We start from the raw sequence: 20,127 nt of genomic DNA, 5'->3' as shown, positions 1-20,127 counted from the left end.
TATGAAAAGCCCTAACCCCTATTTAGAGCAGGTATGGGCCGTGTTGCCCAGACTCTTGGCTTTATACGATACAAATCCCCTTAGCCCTACCTACGGAATGGGCGATCGCTATCGTTGGGCTTGGAAGCTGATTGACTTTGGCAATGGAACCTTTCAAGGAGCAGCCCAAGGACTGGCGCGGCTATTAAAACACAACTTATTGCCCAACTACCTTTCTCAAATGGCAATCGAGCGTCGCATTGATGCTCTATTCCGAGGGGCTGATCGCCTGCGTTACCCCAATGGCAGTTTTGAAGAAGCGTTCCCGTTTGAATCTTCCTTTTGCGTTACAGCCTTAGTCGCCTATGACCTGCTAACTGCCATAGAACTCCTCAAAGCTCACTTAGATTTAGAAGTTCAAACTCGTTATCTGGACATCATTCGCCCCGCAATATCATTTTTGCACCAAGCTGACGAAAGCCACGCTTTTATTTCCAATCACCTGGCAACTGCTGCGGTAGCTCTCTACAAGTGGTCAGCACTTACAAACGAACCTGGTGAAAAACGAGGGGAAGAAATATTAGAGCGAATTTTATCGGAACAATCCCCAGAAGGTTGGTTTCGCGAATATGAAGGTGCAGATCCGGGTTATCAGAGCCTAGCAACCTATTATCTGGCTGACTTGCATAGACTGCGCCCAGATTTGGACTTATTAGATTCCTTGCGGCGTTCTATTCAATTTCTCTGGCATTTTGCCCACCCAGACGGCTCTTTTGGCGGATATTACGGAAGTCGCAATACCCGTTTCTACTATCCTGCGGGACTGGAAGCCTTGGCTCCAGAAATACCAGAAGCAGCTAGTTTAGCTAAATTCATGGGCAGCTCGATTCAAAACTTGACCACTGTAACCTTAGCGGTCATAGATGAGCCAAATTTAATTCCCATGTTTAACGCTTATTGTTGGGCTGCTAGTCTTTACGAGGGAACGCAAGAACATAATCTAGAACCATCACCTGAACTGCCAGCATTATCCAACTTGCTCTGGCGTCGTCAATTCCCAGAAGCGGGATTATTGATTGATAAAGGAACAAAGCATTACACGATTGTATCTTGGCATAAAGGCGGTGTTTGCTATCATTTTCCCTCCGAGACAGAAAAATCTTGGATTGATGTGGGTATGGTGGCCATATCGCCCAATGGGCATTATGTCAGCAGCCAAGCTTATCAAGCCCACAACTCAATGCAGCTTGACGGAGATATCCTAACAGTTACGGCCCCTTTAGTTGCGATGCACCAACAATTGCCTTCTCTCCTCCAATTCATTATCTTGCGTCTGCTGAACGTCACCATAATGCGGAGTTTATTGTTAGGCAACTTGGTAAAAAAGATTCTAGTCCGCCTTCTGATTACGGGGCAAAGAGTGGCCCCAGTAAGCAACCGTAGGACAATTCATCTCGGAGCAAATCTCAATATTAAAGATTCCTGGAAAGAAGAACAAGGGAAAGGGTTTAACCGTATTGAAGTAAAATATCCTTTCAGTGCCATCCACATGGCAAGCCAAGGCTATTGGCAATTGCAGGACGATATCAGATGATACCAAGATTAAAGCCCACTTTAGGATGGCAGGAATTAGCGGCCTTGCTTCCTCCAGCAGGAGAAGAAGAAATCCAGCGCTTCGAGCAAGCTTTTGCTCGGTTAATGGGACAAAAGCACGCCATTGCGTTTCCTTACGGTCGTACTGGGTTGGTTTTGTTACTGGAGGCTTTGGGGTTAAAAGAACGAGAAGTGATTTGTCCCGCCTATACCTGCGTCGTCGTACCTCATGCGATTGTCACCAGTGGCAACGAGCCTGTTTTTGTGGACTCTCAAGAAGAGGACTTTAATATGAACCTCGACTTGGTGCCAGAAGCCATTACAGAAAAAACAGGCGCGATCGTTGCCACCTCAATTTTTGGCTATCCCGTGGATCTGGATCGTTTAGACAAAATTCGACAACAGCATCCCCAGATTCCGATTATTCAAGACTGCGCCCATAGTTTTGCCGCCGAGTGGAAAGGACGCCCCGTTCAGCAAGCGGGGGATGCAGCAATATTTGGATCGAACATCAGTAAAATCCTTACCTCTATTTTTGGCGGGATGGTGACAACCGATCGAGATGACCTGGCGGATAAATTGCGCCAATTGCGAAAGGCGCGAATTCAGCCTCCAACTTGGCAGAAAGCATGGCGGCGCAGGCTCTACCTGGCAGCCATTTATCCAGCTTTCACCGCACCTATTTATGGAATGACAAATGCCTTAGAGCGGAGTGGACTTTTGAATCGCTTTGTCAAATACTATGATGAAGGTATTATTGAGATGCCAACAGATTACTTAGTAGGCATGACAGGAGTAGAAGCAAAAGTCGGTCAAGTTCAAGTTGGTCGCTACCATGACATTATTGCTAACCGCCGCCAAGTGGCAGAGTTTTACGACAAACATTTACAAGAAATCCCCAATTTCATCTTGCCCCCCTTGGTTGAAGGTGCGACATATTCCCACTATGTCCCTCGGACAGAACATCGTCAACAACGGATGCAGTATGCCCTAAAACATGGAGTGCAATTGGGACAAATCATTGAGTATTGCATTCCGCAGATGTCGGCATATCGCGATCGATCTGGGAATAGGTTTGCTTGTCCTGTTGCCCGACAGATGGCAAAAACTACAGTTAATTTGCCAGTTTACTTAGCGAAGCAAGGCAATCAAGCATTAAAGATTGTAGAGCTATTGTCCAAATATAACAAAATATAAATTGTCCAAATATAAATAGTCATGTCAACAGACATTTTTTTCGATTTTACAATCACCAGAAGATGGGACGCCTATTGAGTCAAATCTTAAGTCATTAGGAGGGATCCAGTATGAAAAGACTAATTCGGGAGTTTTAATAATTAATTCTCATCAAAAATCTCCTTCCGACTTGGTTTATGAAAGTTCAATGTTTAAAAAATGGAATGAAAAGATTGAGAAGCGTATTAATTATTATACTAAGCCAACATCGGTTGCAGGTCTTCTTGCTAATTGGAGCTATAACAGTATTAATAAATTTAATAAACGCGAACCTGGGGGATGGCTTCTCGATATAGGCTGTGGTGATGGATCGCAAGTTCAAAAATTAAAAGATCGCTCTAAATATATTGGAATCGATCGAAATTTGGAAAGATTAGAAATATTAAAATTAAAAGATCGCTCTAAATATATTGGAATCGATCGAAATTTGGAAAGATTAGAAATATTAAAGTCTAATTATCCTGAAGTTACAGCTATCTATGCTGATGTATGCTCATTGCCATTTAAGTCAAATTCTATAAAATATGTCTTTTCATCAAATACCTTTGAACATATTTGGTATTTGAAGGATGCAGTAATTGAGCTTTATCGTTGTTGTACATCTGATGCTGAGATTAATATAGTAATACCTACAGAAGGTGGGTTATGGAATGTTGGGAGAAATCTACTTTCAAAACCCCATTTTACTAAGATGTATCCAGACATAGATTTTGAGTTCATTTCTCACGTAGAACACTGTAATCAAGCGAAACAGGTGATTCGTAGCTTAGAAATGTTTTTTGATTGCAAAATAAAAGGAATACCACTATATTTTCCATCTATTTACTTAAATGGACTTCTAGAAATCTCCTGTAAGCGTCGGAAAAATATAAGCATATAGTAGTTATAACTAACTTGGAAAATCGTGGATACTACAGAAAATTTCAATAATGCTATAAGTCATCTACTTCGATGTCCAAAATGTAAGAGTAAGTTACTATATTTGGAAGGTTGCAGAGGGCTAAAGTGTCCCATACATGGAATTTATCCAGTTATAGATGAAATTCCTTGCTTTGTTCAATCCAATCATCCAGAAAATATAAACTATCATTTTGACAGTCATTGGGATGAAAATATCACAGAACAAATTCCCATTCAAAAACAATTAGTAGCCCAAGAATTCTTGAAACCACTATTCGATTGTATTAACTTACAAAAGCCAGCCTTACTTTTGGATGCTGGATGTGGAAATGGCGTTCATGCACGGGTTTTATCTACTCAATCGTGGGCTAAAAGTAGTGATTTTGTTGGTCTAGATATTTCTCTATCGGCCCTTCGGTCTGCTGCACGGGATCTACACAAATCTAGCTGGAAATTTGTGCAAGGGGATCTAGGAGAACTACCTTTTGAAGACGGTCAATTTGATGCAGCATTTTCTTTTGGAGCTATAGCTTATACGGACAATCCGTTAAATTCATTTTCTGAATTATGTAGAGTTACTAAAAAAGGAGGGTTAGTAGGAGTTTGGATTTATCCAAAAACTGGTGGTCTTATGGGAGTCCTATTTTCGACGATCAGAAGTCTATGTCAGGTTACGGGTTCTGTGGGTTCCAGATTAATTGCCGATTGTATAGTCCCCTTTTTGGGAGTTCTTCCCACTAGATCGGGAATAAATCTGGCGAACTCTACTTGGAAGCAGTGTCGTGAAGTTGTCCTGGTAAATATTGCCCCAGACCAATTATTTTTTCCAACCACCTCAGAGGTTGAAAGTTGGTTCTCAGATTATGGACTGGAAATTATCAGTCAAGATGATGACAATCCGATTACTATCTGGGGGAAGAAGCTTTAATGTATTCTTCAAGTCTGACAAAACAAACAAAACGCTTAAGGGGCGCAATACAATCTCACAGTCCAGCAGCACGTCTGGGAATTTTGTCGATCGCACTAAGCCCTATTACGCGATCGTTAGACAGAATTGCTTATCAATTATTCCGACATCACCCTCTTCCAGAGAATTGGACTTTACCTCCTTGTGCGATGATTGTTAGCCCTCCTAGGTCTGGCAGTACAATTGTTTACCAGGTTTTGACAAGAATTATACCTAGCGTTTATATCAGCAATCTTCATTCATTATTTCCCAGCTTAGCATCGTCTTATTTATTAAAAAATGACTTATTTGGAAAATCGAATCTAAAGTTTAATAACTATTATGGTTATACTTCACAGATAAACGATGTTAATGAAGGCAATCAATTTATTGAACAATTGCTCCAAGACAGCGAAAATTTAAGCTTGATTCGTAGCCGCTTTATTAGATTAATTAGAATGATGCAGGCCACAAGAGATTGCCCTTTTATTTTTAAAAATGTCCGAGCATATCCCAAGATTTTAAAACTGCATAATGCCATACCAGAACTAAATTTTATTAGAGTTAAAAGAAATCCAGAACAAGTTATACAATCTGTTGTCAGAGCATACTATGAACTAGGAACATTTCATCCAGTTCCTCCTTCTCTCAAGCACAGCAATATAAAAGATCCGGTTGAGTTTGCGATTAAACAAATATTGGAAATTGAGAAAACGATAGACGAGCAACTAAAATATATTAAGCGATCGTCTTGGGTTGAGGTAGAATATGAAGCTTTTTGCTCCGACCCTTGGATAGTCGCTGAAAATTTGCTGAAAAATTATTTAAATCTGGATTTATCCTGCCTTCGTAAAGATGCCCTTTCAGAGCCATTAAAAGTTTCCAATAGAGTTAAAGTTTCTGAAGGCGAGGCAAAGCAAATCTCATTTTTATTAAAAGAAAATAATTTTTGGGAGTGTTAAGGCTTGAAATCCAAATTAAAGCAGTTAGGAAAAGATTCAATTATTTACGGAGTTGGAGGTGTAGCTGCAAAAGCAATTACATTTTTTCTGCTGCCAATCTATACACGCCTTTTCACTCCTACAGAATATGGCATCATTGAAATGTTGACAGTGTTGAGCAGTTTTCTGGGAACTCTGTTGACAATGGGGATGGATTCAGCCCAGTCTTTTTATTTTTTTCAGCAAAAGGATAAGGGAAAGCAAGCACAAGCAGAATTAATCACAGCAATTTTGCAATGGCGATTAATTTGGGGAACAGTCATAGTCGGTGCAGCCTTACTCATCGCACCATTTTTGAATCAATTCTTTTTCGAGGGTCAATTAACTTGGCATTATTTTGCCTTAGCCTTCTGTGGGTGTCTCTTCGGGCGACTCATGTCTCAAAGCGTTGAAGTTTTCAGACTCCTCTATCGTCCTTGGAACTATCTAGGCATCACTCTAAGTGTCACTGTTATTTCTGATACCCTTGGCATATTTCTAGTCCTATTCCTCGATTGGGGGATTGTCGCGTTTCTTGTAGCTTCTGCGATCGCCTCTATCTTAGGAACCATCCTTGGCTGGCGGGGAATCCGCGCATATATAGACTGGTCAAAATGGCATCGACAGTGGTGGCCTAAGCTGTTAAGGTTTGGCGCCCCCCTTGTCCCTGCTGGTTTAGGGATGTATGTCCTCAATACATCCGATCGTTGGTTTATCATCCATTACCAAGGGCAAGATGCACTGGGTTTATATGCTGTCGGCGTTAAATTTGCGATGATAATCGCTTTAGCTGTTACCACTTTCCGACAAGCCTGGTGGCCGATCGCAATGGATGCGCTCCACACAGAGGAAGGACCTGAATTATTCAGGACAATTGCTCGCCTTTATCTAGGATTAGGAACAGCAGCTATTGTGGTAATGACTGCTATCTCTCCTTTCTTAGTCCGCTGGTTGACAAGTCCTGGATATTATTCTGCTTATCCGATTGTCGGAATTCTCGCTTGGTCATCCCTTTTTTATGGATTCTACTTAATTGGTTGTGCTGGAATATGGAAAAAGGAAAAAACTGCATGGAATCCACTACTGATGGGTTTTGCCGCCTTACTTAATATTGCTCTGGACTACATATTTGTACCCAGATGGGGAATTACAGGTGCAGCAATTGCTACTTCTACTTCTTTTTTGGTTTGGAATGCAATCGCTCTAGTAGTTTCTGAAAAGTTATGGCAAATTCATTATCCGATAGGTGCTTTGTTATTGCAGATTTTTACAGGAATTTTTACAACTACAGCTATCTTATTGCTGTACAATAAAAACGCTTCACTAACACCCATTATTTCAGTAGTTATCATGGGCTTGATAATTCTAATTAGTACATCTTTGAATAGAAATGCATAAGGTAATAGAACTTTGGAATAAATTCATAGAACGCTATGGCTGGTTCGGCTTGCTCCGCTTGATATTTTACCCTTTGACAACTTTAGTCACTACCCCAGTACGCTTATTACAGACTTTGTGGGCTTGTTTGATACTCGCAGATGGCAAATGGCATAGCTACAACCGATTTACAGCCAAACATGGTATCAATTCTTTGTTTTATTGGACAAGAGCTTTGAATTTGTATAGATATGGTCGTTGGGGTAACAGCCCATACCTCGGGTTAGGTAATTATGATTTGTCAAGATGTTTTCATTATTCATTGCTCTCTTTATATGCATACTGGGTAGCTTCACCTGTGTTCTTGCTGGTATGTATGTTTGGTTGGCTTTTTTCTCACTTAATATGGCTTCAAGACATAAGTTCAACATGGGTACTGCTAGTAATCGGACTTGCCGCTATCAGCACGACCTTCTATTCCAATACTTTTGGCTTGCAAAATTATAATGCTGCGGGGTGGCTTTTTTTTCCTTTAGGACTTTACGCCTTGCTTACCCAAAAATGGATTTTGGCTGGAACTGCGTGGTTAGCTGCTAGCTTCGGCAGTTTTACAGTTGTTTTCATCGCAGGGATTTTATCATTAGTAGCCGCTATAAGTATTTGTAACATATATCCTTTACTAGCTCTGTTACCAGCATTATTAAAGCTATGCACTCACTTTTTGCCCTCAATCGATAGCGGAAATTTTCGCAACATACTTTTTTCTGTTGCAAAAGCTATTGGCATGATAGATAAAAAAGTGAAATATAAACGGACTTCATCAAGAAAACTGGGAATTACTCATTTATATTTTTTGTTGATTTATAGTCAGTTTGTGTTGGTATTTTATGTATTAAAACAAGATATACCAGCCTTGTTTTTGTCTGGAGTTATTTTTTTCTTGATAAACTCAACATTTGTGCGATTTGCTGACGTGCAATCAATATATATGTTGATTTTTAGTCTAGCAACAGCCACGACAATTCAAAATCCTATGCCACTACTTTTACTGTCCTACTGGGTTCTTGCATCACCTCTTCCCTTGTTTACTGGGTTGATATCTCAAGAAAATTTCGATGTAGTGCCAAAACTTGCCCCATTTTCAATTCAACCGTTTATAGAAGGTATGAAGGCTTTTTTCTCTCCTGTAAGCCAGGGGGAAAGGGTTTTCATGGCTTTTGAAGATCCTAAAAACACTTATGAAAACGTTTTTGATGGCTATCGCACTTTACTAGAACTGCCTCTATACGTTGCAGCCACGAAAAATATACACTTTATGCCAGATTGGTGGGGGGTATTTGAGCTTAACTATGAGGGAGCCCCGGACTTTTGGGGGAGAACTGTTGAGTTAGTTCAAAAAAATATTAAATGCTGGAATGCAGACTATGTCGTTATCTACCAGGATGCGGGGACAGAGTTAGAAGAAAAGTGGCGAGATGCAGGATTTACAGTATTAAGCTGCTTTTCTTGGCGAGACTATGAAGAACACCTGCGCGGAGAGAAGCCTTACTCTGGCGAGACCCCAGTTTGGTGGCTAGTGAAAAAACCGATGGATTAACGAAGTAAGAATATTTTAGCCAAGCAGGACGAGAATTGCAGATCGAAGAGAGAGAAATATTTTGAAATTATCACCGATATCTAGAATTCCAAAAGCGTTATTATATAAAAGCTTTCACTTCCTAAATAGGAAAATTCACACTTTGGAAGTGTCTGGCCTTGGTACAACTGAGATTGAACTTGTCCATCCTCCTATTTTTATCATTGGCGCACCGCGATCGGGCAGCACGCTATTGTATCAAGTTTTAACTGACTACTATGATGTTGGCTATATTTCTAACCTTCACGCTAAGTTTTACGGCGCACCTTCTACTGTAGAACGCTTATTTCATCCTCTCAAATGGCGTCAATCATCTGACTATACCTCCTATCACGGTCAAACTCAGGGTTGGCTTGATCCTAGTGAATGTGGTGAATTCTGGTATCGCTTTTTTAGTCGAAAACCTGCCTATGTTCCAATTGAAGAAACCAATTCAGAACAAATTCGTCATCTTAGAAATTCTGTCATTGCCTTGCTTCAAGCTTTTGGCAAGCCGATTTTATTTAAAAATCTTTACTGTTCCTTGCGACTTCAAGCCATCGCAAAATCTCTACCTGAATCGTTGTTTATTGTCATTCATCGTAATATAATTGATAATGGGCATTCCTTGCTTGCAGGAAGAAAAAAAGTTTATGGAGATTATAAGACTTGGTGGTCAGTAGAACCTCCAGAAGTAGACAAACTTAAAAATTTACCAGCATATGAGCAAGTCATCGAGCAAATCCGCAGTATTTATACATTAATTGAAAGAGATAAGCAAATTATTGGCACAGAACGCTTTTTAGATTTGGATTATGAGGAATTTTGTAATAATACTCATTATGTTCTCAATAAAATCAGTAATTTTTTTGATTCACATGAACTGATGATTAAGAAACGGATAGATATTTCAAAAATCCCCAATGAATTTTTAATAAATCAGCAAATAAACATAGACCAAAGCTTATACGACAAAATGCTACAGTATGTGCAATCGACATCGTTAATATAAAAAGTATCAATTGATTTGAATAGTGTCATATTTTAACAATACATCAGTGAACCTAAGACAAACTATTTTAGAGGTTAACAGTATATTCCAGCAGCCTTGGTGGTTGGATGCCGTCGCTCCTAATTCTTGGAATGCTGTGGAAGTCAAAAAAAATGACAGATTAATCGCCCGTCTTCCCTATGTGGTTAAGCAAAAATATGGGTTAACTATGCTTACGATGCCTAAACTAACCCAAACCCTTGGCACGTGGCTGGAGTCATCTAATGCCAAGTATGCTAAACAGTTAAGTCAACAAAAAGACTTAATGAACTCGCTAATTTCGCAGTTACCCTCTTATGACTATTTCTGTCAAAACTTTCACTATTCAATCACCAACTGGTTGCCATTTTACTGGCAAGGCTTTACTCAAACCACACGCTACACTTATGTAATAGAAACCCTAAATGATTTAGATACAGTCTGGGCTGGTTTTCAGGAAAACATCCGTAAAGAGATCCGCAAAGCGAAAAAAAAAGTGATTGTAAATACAGACTTGGATATTGAGGAATTTCTCAATATTAACTCGCTTACCTTTCAAAGACAGGGAAAGAAATTGCCCTATAGTCGCGAGTTTGTTCGGCGCTTAGATACTGCCTGTACAGAACACCAATCACGAAAAACTTTTTTTGCGGAAGATGCTCAAGGACATATTCATGCTGCTATTTATATTGTCTGGGATGAAAACTCTGCTTATTATCTCATGGGAGGAGCAGACCCAAAACTTCGTAATAGTGGCGCCACTAGCTTACTGATGTGGGAAGCGATTCAATTTGCCGCTACCGTAACTAAAAAATTTGATTTTGAGGGTTCCATGATCGAGTCTGTGGAGCGTTTTTTTCGGGCATTTGGGGCGCGACAGCTTCCATATTTTCAGGTGACACGGATGAGTCAGCGAATGAAGTTACTTAGAAGTGGGCGAGATATGCTCACAACATTAGTTAGGAATGGTAGATGATTACAATTGAGATCCCTGATACCTATGAACCAGAACGCCGCTACATCCTCTCAGTCATCTTCGGCGAGTTTTTGGGATTGGACACCCAAATTCAGGTATCAGACCGCCAAGACACCAGAATTCTCATTAATGATGATAGTCGCGAACTTGTCATAGCAGATGGACTATTCGCTACACCACCCAAGCAATGGTTACAACCTGCTTCACTGCCCAAACAACCCTTACTCATTTGGAACTTCGCCAACACAGGACTATCAGCCACAACGGTAAGCCCAGACATTCCTGTGATTTATGGGAATGAACCCAATCGTTCAGATTTTCTTCAATATACAGAAAACAAAATTTACCTGGGACTTGACATTTTTGGGTCTGCTTTCTTCATGCTCACCCGCTATGAAGAAGTAGTCAAACCAGACCGCGACCAGCACGATCGCTTTCCTGCTACTGCATCCTTAGCCTATCAAGAAAATTTCCTAGACCGCCCGATTATTAATGAGTATCTAGAAATTCTTTGGGCTTGTCTGACAAAGTTATGGCCAAGATTACAGCGCAAACCCCGTCAGTTTCAAACCTATGTCAGTCATGATGTAGATGAGCCATTTCGATACGCATTTATGGATAGCTTGCAGATAGCGAGGCGCTGTGCTGGAGATATTCTCAAGCGTCGCGCCCCTCTACAAGCGATGGAGAATGCCACCCGCTGGTTTCTGGTAAAAGCGGGCAAAGCTGAAGCAGACCCCTGCAACACCTTTGACCTGATTATGGATATTAGCGAGAAACACAACCTAAAAAGTGCGTTTTATTTCATAACAGATCGTAGCGCAGGAATTCTTGACGGTGTTTACAGCATAAATCATTCCCTAATTCGCCAACTGCTGCGGAAAATTCACCAACACGGCCATGAAATTGGCTTGCATACCAGCTACAACACCTACCAAAGCCCAGAGCAAACCAAAAAAGAGCTTAAAATTTTAAAACAGGTTTGTGCTGAGGAAGGAATTGAACAGGATACCTGGGGAGGACGCCAACATTACTTACGCTGGGAAACGCCCACTACCTTCCAAAATTGGGCAAATGCAGGTCTCGATTACGATACAACCTTATCATTTGCAGATGTAACAGGATTTCGCTGTGGAGTTTGTTATGAGTTTACCACATTTAATCTTAAAACTAGACAACCCTTGAAACTAAAAGAGCGTCCTCTCGTCTTGATGGAATGTACAGTTCTTGACCAAATTTATATGAACTTAGGTACTGAAGGTGGCGCTGCTTTGCAAGTGATGAAAAAATACAAGCACTGCTGTCAGCTTTTCAATGGGGACTTTACACTGCTATGGCATAACAGTAGTTTGATGCAACGACGAGAAATCGAACTCTACCAAAAGATGGTTTCTAATTGTGACTAAACCTATTATGAGTCGTAAAAATAATGTCTTAACTGCAAAGTATTCAGTGGGTACTTTTTTTGTCAATTCGCTATTAGTAGTTTCATCTATAGATATTTGGACGCAATATACTCCCGCCAACATTTTCGGTTTGTATTTACATTGGATATACTTGCCCCTACTCTTAATTTTCCTCTGTTTAGGGATCAGAATAAGCAAACAGGCTTATATTATAGTGTTTGTATTTCTCTTTTTGATATTATTAAATAATAATGAAATTTCATACCAAAATCTAGAATATTTTAAAGCTTCTATTTACTATTCTATTTATTTATTCTTCCCGTTAGCTCTAATTTCTTCAAAAAGATCCTTCTTATTAAAGCCATTAGTAAAACTATGCTTTTTATTATCTATTCTCAATTTTTTGTTGAGATTGCTTTTGTTAGATTTCTATAGTCTTCCTTTTAACTACAATTGGACGGTTTTTCAGGTTTTTTGCTTGGGTGTTCTGTTATTCAAAAAAAACAAAAAAAAGTTAGTTTTATTTCTAATTGCTATAGCTATAGCTGCTTTTTCTGCCGGTTCGAGAGGTAATCTGATAGCTACAGTTGCAGTAATAACTGTATGGATACTTCCAGAAAACATTTTTCAGACTATTTTTTATAAATTAAAGACATTTCTGTTTGCCTTCTTTTATACTCTAGCCATATTAGTTCCCTTGACTTTGATTCTAATAATCCCCTATCTCGTAGACTCATCAGGCCGAGCATCTGATATTACTATTCTCGGTCGATCTTCTTTCTCTGGAAGAGAGGTTGCTTATCTAATGTATCTTAATTTTATCGAATCAACACAAGGAATTTTAAAAACCTCTATTTTGGGTATGGGATCGCAAAAACTTTTTCTTGTATCCAATACGAATTCTTACTTGGATAACTATGAGTATATTTATAGCAATACGCTTCAGTATATCTTCATCGCGGGAATTCCTTTCACCTTATTTTTAACCTTCTTATACTATAAGAACGCATGGTTAAAATCCAGATCGCAGCCAAAACTATTTATAACATTCTGTATTTTGTACATTGTTGTCGGAACTGTCTACTCAGTTCTCAGTTTCACAAACTCCTCATTAGGCTTAATGTTAGTATATAGCCTGTTAGAATGTAGAACAAATAAGCCGGCCTATATCTTGAGTTATCACTCTCAGAACGAATTAAGAAAATATTCAAGATTGCAAGCAAAAAAAAGAAATAGATATAGATAAAGAGTTACGCCACTTCGTTATTTAGTAACCATTGATGGGGTAAATTATAAGATTAAGAGTAATGAAAGACAGCATTACGATAGAAAAGGTAAGTAGTTGTACCAAAAAATATTGAATTATGATAAATCTTCATCTGGCTCTTAACTCTATTACTGGTGATAGCCGTATATTAAAAGAAACTCAGTCGATAGCGGATTCTAACTTCTTCGAGCGAGTAGAAATTGCCGGAATTCGTGATCCGGAGGACTTAGCCACTGAAACTTTAGGAAAGTGCCACATCTCTCGATTTAGTCTTAGAGGTCGTGGTTTACCGAAGGATTTATTAAATCAGGGACTTAAATATTTAGAATGGCACTGGCGTGTAGTTCAGGCTTACGCAAATAAACCGCTGACCGTTATTCACTGTCATGACTTTCATCCGTTGGCAATAGCCATTCATTTGAAGCAGCTAACAGGCGCAAAAATTGTCTATGATGCTCATGAGCTAGAAACTGAGCGAACTGGTTTGCGAGGGATGCGGCAAAGCATTGTTCGATTACAGGAAAAGCTATTATGGCCATACATCGATGCTTTCATCACTGTTAGTCCTTCAATTAAAGCATGGTATCAGTCTCACTATACTGCTGTACCCACAGCGTTAGTTCGTAACATCCCCAATTGTCCACTATCCATTTCGCCAAAACCTCTTCGTCAACAGTTTAAAGTGCCAGATCGCGCTTTGCTTTTTCTATACTTTGGTTACTTGTCGAAAGCACGTGGGATCGAACTATGCTTAGAGGCTTTTCAGTCAGAACAAGTACCTCATCATCTCCTTTTCATGGGAGATGGCTCTCTCAAAGAAGTTATTTTAGCTGCTCAAAAATCATGCCCGCGAATTCATTGGCTTTCACCAGTTCCCCATTATGAAGTTGTCAATTATGCGGCTGGAGCTGATGTGGGTATATCCTTAATTGAAGATGTTTCTCTTAATGAGCGCTATGTTTTACCCAATAAGCTTTTTGAGTCTTTACTGGGAGGCATTCCTGTCTTAGCATCTGCTCTCCCCGATCAATCGGAAATTATCAATACTTATAATGCAGGATGGTTAATACAACCATCACGCGATATCCTGATTGATTGGTTAACTAATATCACCCCTATTGAAGCGATGCAATTGCGTCATGGATTGCGAGAGCGAGTCAACACATTGACCTGGCAAAAAGAATCCGAGCAATTAGTCGATCTCTATCAAAAAATACTGAAAATTTAAGCTAGTTTTTACTGGCAGCATCCTAGTTATGCAATAGAGTATTTATACTTGTTACTGGAAGAGGCTATTTAGTCAGGCTTTTGAAAGTGGTTGGCAATAGCGGATTAGAAATTTGCAAAAGTTGGGATGCTGCCGTTTTTACTAGATATAGATATCGATCTTAAACGCTATATATAGCTGCTGTGCATAAGTTCTGTTTAATATAAAAGGAGTAATAATTATGTGTGGTATCTTCGGTATCATCTCAAAGACACCAGTTAGCAAGACAGACCTTAATATATTAGCCAAACACTCCCAACAAAGAGGAAAAGACTCTAGTGGATTGTTTTTGTATAAGAATAATGAATATTATGTCCATAAGGCTGATTATCCATTAACAAAACTGGTTAAAAATGTTGCTCCATATTCTTGTTCTATTGTTATGGGGCATAGTCGATTAATCACAAATGGTCTTTCCGATAATCAACCAATTGTAAGGGATAACATTGGTGTTATACACAATGGTATTATAGTCAACCACGAGGGACTCTGGGAACATATCGGTAAGAAGCCTCAATTAGAGATAGATACAGAGATAATAGCGGCAATTACACAGTGGCATCTGGAATCCGGTGGTACAGTTGAGGATGTATCAACTACTGTTTTAAAGCTTTGTCAGGGTGTAGTTGCCTGCGCGGTTATAATTCCGCAACTTGGAAAGTTACTTATTTTTTCCAATAACGGCAGTTTGTATCAAGGAGATAAAAATGATTCTATCGCCTTTGCTTCTGAAAGTTACCCTTTAACTCAAATTGGCTGTAAAAACATTAATCAAGTAAAAGGTGTAAGGATTTTAGATATTCCTAAATCGAACAATTCTATTTACTCAGAGAAACAAGAAATCAGGAAGACAAACTTAATACCGACACTAACCACTTCTAATTTTGAAGAACATCTACTAGAATATAAAAAAGTCAGCATTCGTCGTTGCACAAAATGTTTACTGCCCGAAACAATGCCTTTTATTAAGTTTGATGCTGATGGGGTTTGTAATTATTGTAATAACTATAAGTTGAGAAATATACCCAAGCCCAAGGAAGAACTTTTTGAATTAGTTGAATCCTATCGCCGCAAAGTTGGAAATGATTGTATTGTTCCTTTTTCTGGTGGTCGCGATAGCTGTTATGGCCTTCATTTAGTAGTGAAGGAACTTCAAATGAAGCCAGTTGCTTACACTTATGATTGGGGGATGGTGACTGATTTAGGTAGACGCAATATTAGTCGGATGTGCGCGGAGTTAGGAGTGGAAAATATTATCGTTGCTGATGATATTGAAAAGAAGCGTAAGTACATAGCCCAAAATTTGTCTGCATGGCTTAAATCACCACACCTAGGTATGGTTAGTATTCTTACAGCAGGTGATAAACATTTTTTCCGACATATTGAAACAGTCAAAAAACAAACTGGAATTAGTCTAAATCTTTGGGGAGTAAACCCGCTTGAAGTAACACATTTCAAAGCTGGTTTTCTTGGAATTCCTCCGTATTTCGACGAAAAACGGGTTTACACTCACGGAATCTCTAAGCAATTGAGATATCAATATTTACGTTTTAAGGCAATGCTTGAAAGCCCGGGATACTTTAACGCTTCACTGTGGGATACGCTGTCTGGTGAATATTACCGTAGTTTTACAAAAAAGAGTGATTATTTTCATATATTTGATTACTGGACTTGGGATGAAAAGTTGGTTGAAGATACTCTGGATAGCTATGATTGGGAAAGAGCCGTAGATACTAATGCAACATGGCGTATTGGAGATGGTACGGCTGCCTTTTATAACTACATTTACTATACTGTTGCTGGTTTTACTGAACATGATACTTTCAGAAGTAATCAGATCCGAGAAGGTCAGATAACCAGAGACAAAGCACTAGCATTAGTTGAAGATGAAAATCGGCCTCGATACCCCAACATTAAATGGTATCTTGATACTGTCGGAATGGATTTCAAGGAAGTGATTCAGGCAGTAAATGCTATTCCAAAACTTTACCCTTATTAGTGGCAAAAACCATCCTAAAATAACTTTATGAAGTTAATCAAAGTAACCGTTTTAAATTTGCCAAAAATTAAGTTGGCAATATTTATTGCCCTAGGGATTATTTGTTTTTTTTCTACAGTTCAAAGCTTAAATGCTTCAGATTTTTCAAAAGAGCAGTTGTGGGCTAGATTTGATCGAATGGACAATGACTTCAGAGGGGGCGATGGCTTCAGTAAGGTAACTAACGAATACGGCTCTCTAGCTTGGGGTCAAAGTTATCTTTTTGAAGCTTACTTAGATATGTATGAAGCCACGCAAGATACAAAATATCTTGATAAGTTTGTTACTCAGGCCGATCGCGTTATTGCCAATACGGATAAAAACAGAAATATTCAAGATTACAGAGGTAGATCCGTAGTGGGATGGGGAGCGACTAAATATAGCCCAAGTAATATAAGAGTTGTTCATCTTGTTCATACAGGAATGATTACTTATCCTTTAGTGAATTTTGCTAAAATTGTCAACAATGATTTGAGTTTAAACCAGTTTCAAGACAAAGCCAATGCTTATGTTCGGGTAGCTAATGAAGCATTGTCAGTTTTTGATGAAAATTGGACTTTTAATCAAAATACAGAAGTCGGCTATTACCAATTTGCTGCAAGGGAGCAACCGGTTGCAATACATTTTTCAGAAAAAGCAAAATCAACTTTAATTCCTGCTCCCTTTAATCAACAACTAGCTGTAGGAAGAACTGCGATCTTGCTATGTCATATCCAAAGTAATATGAACCCTTTTTGTAAGAAAGCAAACGCATTAGGTAAACATTTTTTAAATAGAGTTAGGCAAGATAGTAATGGATTTTATGTATGGGATTATTGGTATGGAGAAGCACTAGATATATCCCAGATTTCTAAAAAAAGAGAAGATGTGTCCCATGGCGGTATCGATGTAGATTTTGCGATTTTAGCCCATAGACATTCGATGGTGTTTAACAGTGAAGATATAAATAGTTTTAGTAAAACTTATCGTAAAATTTCCCAAAATGGCAAATTTGCCGGATTAGTGGATGGTACTAAGGAAGCTCGTTCTCTAACATTTATACCTTTATGGATGGAAATGTCACCTTACGATTGCAAACCGTGGCAAGATTTTAAAGATTTGCTAGGAGAAGATCGACTACCTGAAAAAGGCTATGGAGTAATGCTCGGTATAGCTAAATTAGCTAAATACTACGATGTTTGTATTAATCAATTATGATGAAACTCTTAACTATCGTTGGTGCTAGACCACAGTTTATTAAAGCGGCATCAGTTTCGCGAGCTATTGAGCAATATAATCAAAGCCTGTACCAACTAACTATACATGAGGTTCTCGTACATACAGGTCAGCACTACGACCAGAATATGTCAGATGTATTTTTTTCAGAGATGCAAATATCTCAGCCTAACTACCATCTAGGAATTGGTGGGAGTTCACATGGTGCCATGACTGGGCGAATGCTGGAAAAAATTGAGGAGGTGATTCTCCAAGAAAAACCTGATGTGGTTCTGGTCTATGGAGATACTAACTCCACTCTAGCAGGCGCTCTAGCAGCAGTCAAGCTACATATTCCTGTTGCTCATGTGGAAGCAGGGCTACGCTCTTTTAATATGAAGATGCCAGAAGAAGTCAATCGAGTGTTAACTGACCAGATTTCTAAGTGGTTATTTTGTCCTACGGAGACTGCTGTTAAAAATTTACAGAATGAAGGCATAGTCGAAAGAACACAAGCCCTAATCACCAATGTCGGGGATGTGATGTATGATGCGGTTTTGTTTTACCGCAAAATTGCCAAACCCACGGATAAGATATCGTCACTGATTGATGAACTGAGCGGCAATTTTTATTTAGCAACAGTGCATAGAGCAGAAAATACTGACGACCCAGTTCGTTTTAGTAACATCATGGATGCTCTCAACACCATTTCCGAAACTACTCCTGTAGTTTTGCCATTACATCCTCGAACTCGTAAGCTACTGGGAAGTGATTATAGCTCTAAAGTTAGGAGAATGGACCCAGTAGGTTATTTTGATATGATTACTCTGCTATCTCACTGCCAAGGAGTATTTACTGATAGCGGTGGATTACAAAAAGAAGCATTTTTTTTTCGTAAGCCCTGCGTGACATTGCGAGAGGAAACAGAATGGGTAGAATTAGTTACATCGGGGTTAAATATTCTTGTTGGCTCCCATCAAGACGCGATTCTTAATTCGGAAAAGAAAGTAAAAAAACTGGCATCCTTTACACAGGATACAGATTTTCAATATTTATATGGTGATGGGACGGCAGCAGACAAAATCATTAAAGTATTACTGGGAAGTGCATGAAAATTTGGATCGTTAACCATTATGCGACCTCTCCGGAAAGAGGATCAAGTACTCGTCATTATTCATTAGCAAAAGAATTGGTCAAGCTAGGTCATCAAGTAACTATTATCGCTGCTCAGACCCATCATTTAGTAAATTCTCAATATCGTCACTCCCCAGCAGTTAGATTAATTGAGCCTGATAAAAAAGAAGGTGTCAATTTTCTTTTTTTGCCGACACCTATATATAAAAAAAATGGCATTAGCCGTTTGTGGAATATGTTGTACTTTACATGGCAAGTTTTACAGTTACCGCAAGAGTTAAATACAGAAGTACCGGATATAGTGATTGGTTCCTCTGTTCATCTTTTTGCGGTCTGGGCTGCTGAAAGACTTGCCAATCGCTTCCATGTACCTTTTTTCTTTGAAGTTCGAGACCTATGGCCTCAAACATTAATAGATATGAAAGTCCTTGGAAAATATCATCCATTATCTATTATTTTTAGACTATTAGAAAAGTATTTATATAAGAAAGCAGATAAAATCATAACTTTACTTCCCTATGCAAATGAATATATTATTCAACATGGGGGTCATTCAAAAATTATTGAGTATTTACCAAATGGGGTCGAATTAGACAAATTTAAATTGATCTCAAAAAACTCTAAAAATACTGAAAATTTCACAGTGATGTATTTAGGTTCTCATGGAAAAGCAAATGCTCTAGATACATTAATTGAAGCAGCAGCAAGATTAGACCAAAGAGAATTTTACTGGCGCTTTATTGGAGAAGGTCCTCAAAAGAAACTACTACAATCAAAAATCGAAAAACTGAGCTTAAAAAACGTAAAACTAGAGAAAAAAATCAAACGCAAAGAAGTGCCTCAAACAATGGAAGAGGCAGATATTCTTGTCTTGAATCTTCTTGATTTAAATATTTACAAATATGGCATTAGTTTAAATAAACTATTCGAGTATTTGGCATCAAGCAAGCCTATAGTTTTTGGCTGCGCTGCTCGTAATAACCCTGTAGCAGAAGCTAATGCTGGTATTACAGTCCCTCCGGAAGATCCAAACGCAATGGCTGATGCGATAAAAACACTGGCATCCCTCTCACCACAAGAACGATTAGAAATGGGTCAAAGAGGTCGTGCTTATGTGGAGAAATATCATAGTTATCAATCGTTGGGAAAAAGACTGAATACCTTAATAGAGGAAATGGTTTCATAAAAG

Annotated in this window: 15 protein-coding genes; all 15 read left to right on the top strand. The window is 38.9% G+C overall.

The features are described 5' to 3' along the window. The first annotated feature begins 1 nt into the window (after position 1). The 15 genes from HCG48_RS01215 to HCG48_RS01145 all read left to right on the top strand — a co-directional run bounded on the left by HCG48_RS01215 (position 2) and on the right by HCG48_RS01145 (position 20,124). Positions 2-1,573 (top strand): hypothetical protein, encoded by a 1,572-nt coding sequence (locus HCG48_RS01215; RefSeq protein WP_168567530.1) that lies wholly within the window; start codon positions 2-4, stop codon positions 1,571-1,573. Beyond that, positions 1,546-2,769 carry a DegT/DnrJ/EryC1/StrS family aminotransferase gene (locus HCG48_RS01210; RefSeq protein ID WP_168567529.1) on the top strand — a complete coding sequence of 408 codons (1,224 nt, stop codon included), beginning with the start codon at positions 1,546-1,548 and terminating at the stop codon, positions 2,767-2,769. Before HCG48_RS01215 ends, HCG48_RS01210 begins: the two co-directional genes overlap by 28 nt. Positions 2,770-2,956: 187 nt before the next feature. Beyond that, the gene (locus tag HCG48_RS01205) at positions 2,957-3,688 is read left to right on the top strand and encodes a class I SAM-dependent methyltransferase (RefSeq protein ID WP_168567528.1); all 732 of its coding nucleotides are present in this window, start codon (positions 2,957-2,959) and stop codon (positions 3,686-3,688) included. Positions 3,689-3,712: 24 nt separating this feature from the next. Further along, positions 3,713-4,636 carry a methyltransferase domain-containing protein gene (locus HCG48_RS01200; protein ID WP_168567527.1) on the top strand — a complete coding sequence of 308 codons (924 nt, stop codon included), beginning with the start codon at positions 3,713-3,715 and terminating at the stop codon, positions 4,634-4,636. Then, positions 4,636-5,616 (top strand): sulfotransferase, encoded by a 981-nt coding sequence (locus HCG48_RS01195; protein WP_168567526.1) that lies wholly within the window; start codon positions 4,636-4,638, stop codon positions 5,614-5,616. The genes HCG48_RS01200 and HCG48_RS01195 overlap by 1 nt, the downstream gene beginning before the upstream one ends. 3 nt (positions 5,617-5,619) lie before the next feature. Then, a complete protein-coding gene (locus HCG48_RS01190; RefSeq protein WP_168567525.1) occupies positions 5,620-7,032 on the top strand; it encodes a lipopolysaccharide biosynthesis protein in 1,413 nt (470 codons plus the stop codon). Continuing rightward, complete coding sequence (locus HCG48_RS01185; protein ID WP_168567524.1) at positions 7,025-8,608, top strand: hypothetical protein; 1,584 nt, start codon at positions 7,025-7,027, stop codon at positions 8,606-8,608. The genes HCG48_RS01190 and HCG48_RS01185 overlap by 8 nt, the downstream gene beginning before the upstream one ends. Positions 8,609-8,669: 61 nt before the next feature. Beyond that, positions 8,670-9,638: a sulfotransferase family protein gene (locus HCG48_RS01180; RefSeq protein ID WP_168567523.1), complete on the top strand. Its 969-nt coding sequence runs from the start codon at positions 8,670-8,672 to the stop codon at positions 9,636-9,638. A 22-nt stretch (positions 9,639-9,660) separates the two neighbouring features. After that, positions 9,661-10,632: a GNAT family N-acetyltransferase gene (locus tag HCG48_RS01175; protein WP_210437142.1), complete on the top strand. Its 972-nt coding sequence runs from the start codon at positions 9,661-9,663 to the stop codon at positions 10,630-10,632. Continuing rightward, the gene (locus HCG48_RS01170) at positions 10,629-12,038 is read left to right on the top strand and encodes a polysaccharide deacetylase family protein (RefSeq protein WP_168567521.1); all 1,410 of its coding nucleotides are present in this window, start codon (positions 10,629-10,631) and stop codon (positions 12,036-12,038) included. Before HCG48_RS01175 ends, HCG48_RS01170 begins: the two co-directional genes overlap by 4 nt. 1,364 nt (positions 12,039-13,402) lie before the next feature. Next, positions 13,403-14,533, top strand: a complete 1,131-nt coding sequence (locus HCG48_RS01165; protein ID WP_168567520.1) for a glycosyltransferase — start codon at positions 13,403-13,405, stop codon at positions 14,531-14,533. A 220-nt stretch (positions 14,534-14,753) separates the two neighbouring features. Continuing rightward, entirely contained in the window at positions 14,754-16,571 is a 1,818-nt protein-coding gene (locus HCG48_RS01160; RefSeq protein WP_168567519.1) for a glucosamine 6-phosphate synthetase, read from the top strand. A gap of 27 nt (positions 16,572-16,598) precedes the next feature. Continuing rightward, on the top strand, positions 16,599-17,807 hold the full coding sequence (locus tag HCG48_RS01155) for a hypothetical protein (RefSeq protein WP_168567518.1): 1,209 nt from the start codon (positions 16,599-16,601) through the stop codon (positions 17,805-17,807). Then, positions 17,804-18,916, top strand: a complete 1,113-nt coding sequence (wecB, locus tag HCG48_RS01150) for a non-hydrolyzing UDP-N-acetylglucosamine 2-epimerase (RefSeq protein ID WP_168567517.1) — start codon at positions 17,804-17,806, stop codon at positions 18,914-18,916. Before HCG48_RS01155 ends, wecB begins: the two co-directional genes overlap by 4 nt. Continuing rightward, positions 18,913-20,124, top strand: coding sequence for a glycosyltransferase family 4 protein (locus HCG48_RS01145; protein ID WP_168567516.1), 1,212 nt, complete (start codon positions 18,913-18,915; stop codon positions 20,122-20,124). The genes wecB and HCG48_RS01145 overlap by 4 nt, the downstream gene beginning before the upstream one ends. Positions 20,125-20,127: the final 3 nt, after the last annotated feature.

Origin of the sequence: Oxynema aestuarii AP17, from assembly GCF_012295525.1 — a bacterium.
In the GTDB taxonomy this organism is placed as follows: domain Bacteria; phylum Cyanobacteriota; class Cyanobacteriia; order Cyanobacteriales; family Laspinemataceae; genus Oxynema; species Oxynema aestuarii.
The sequence above is the reverse complement of the archived record's forward strand: the minus strand, read 5'-3'. Positions and strand labels throughout refer to the sequence as shown.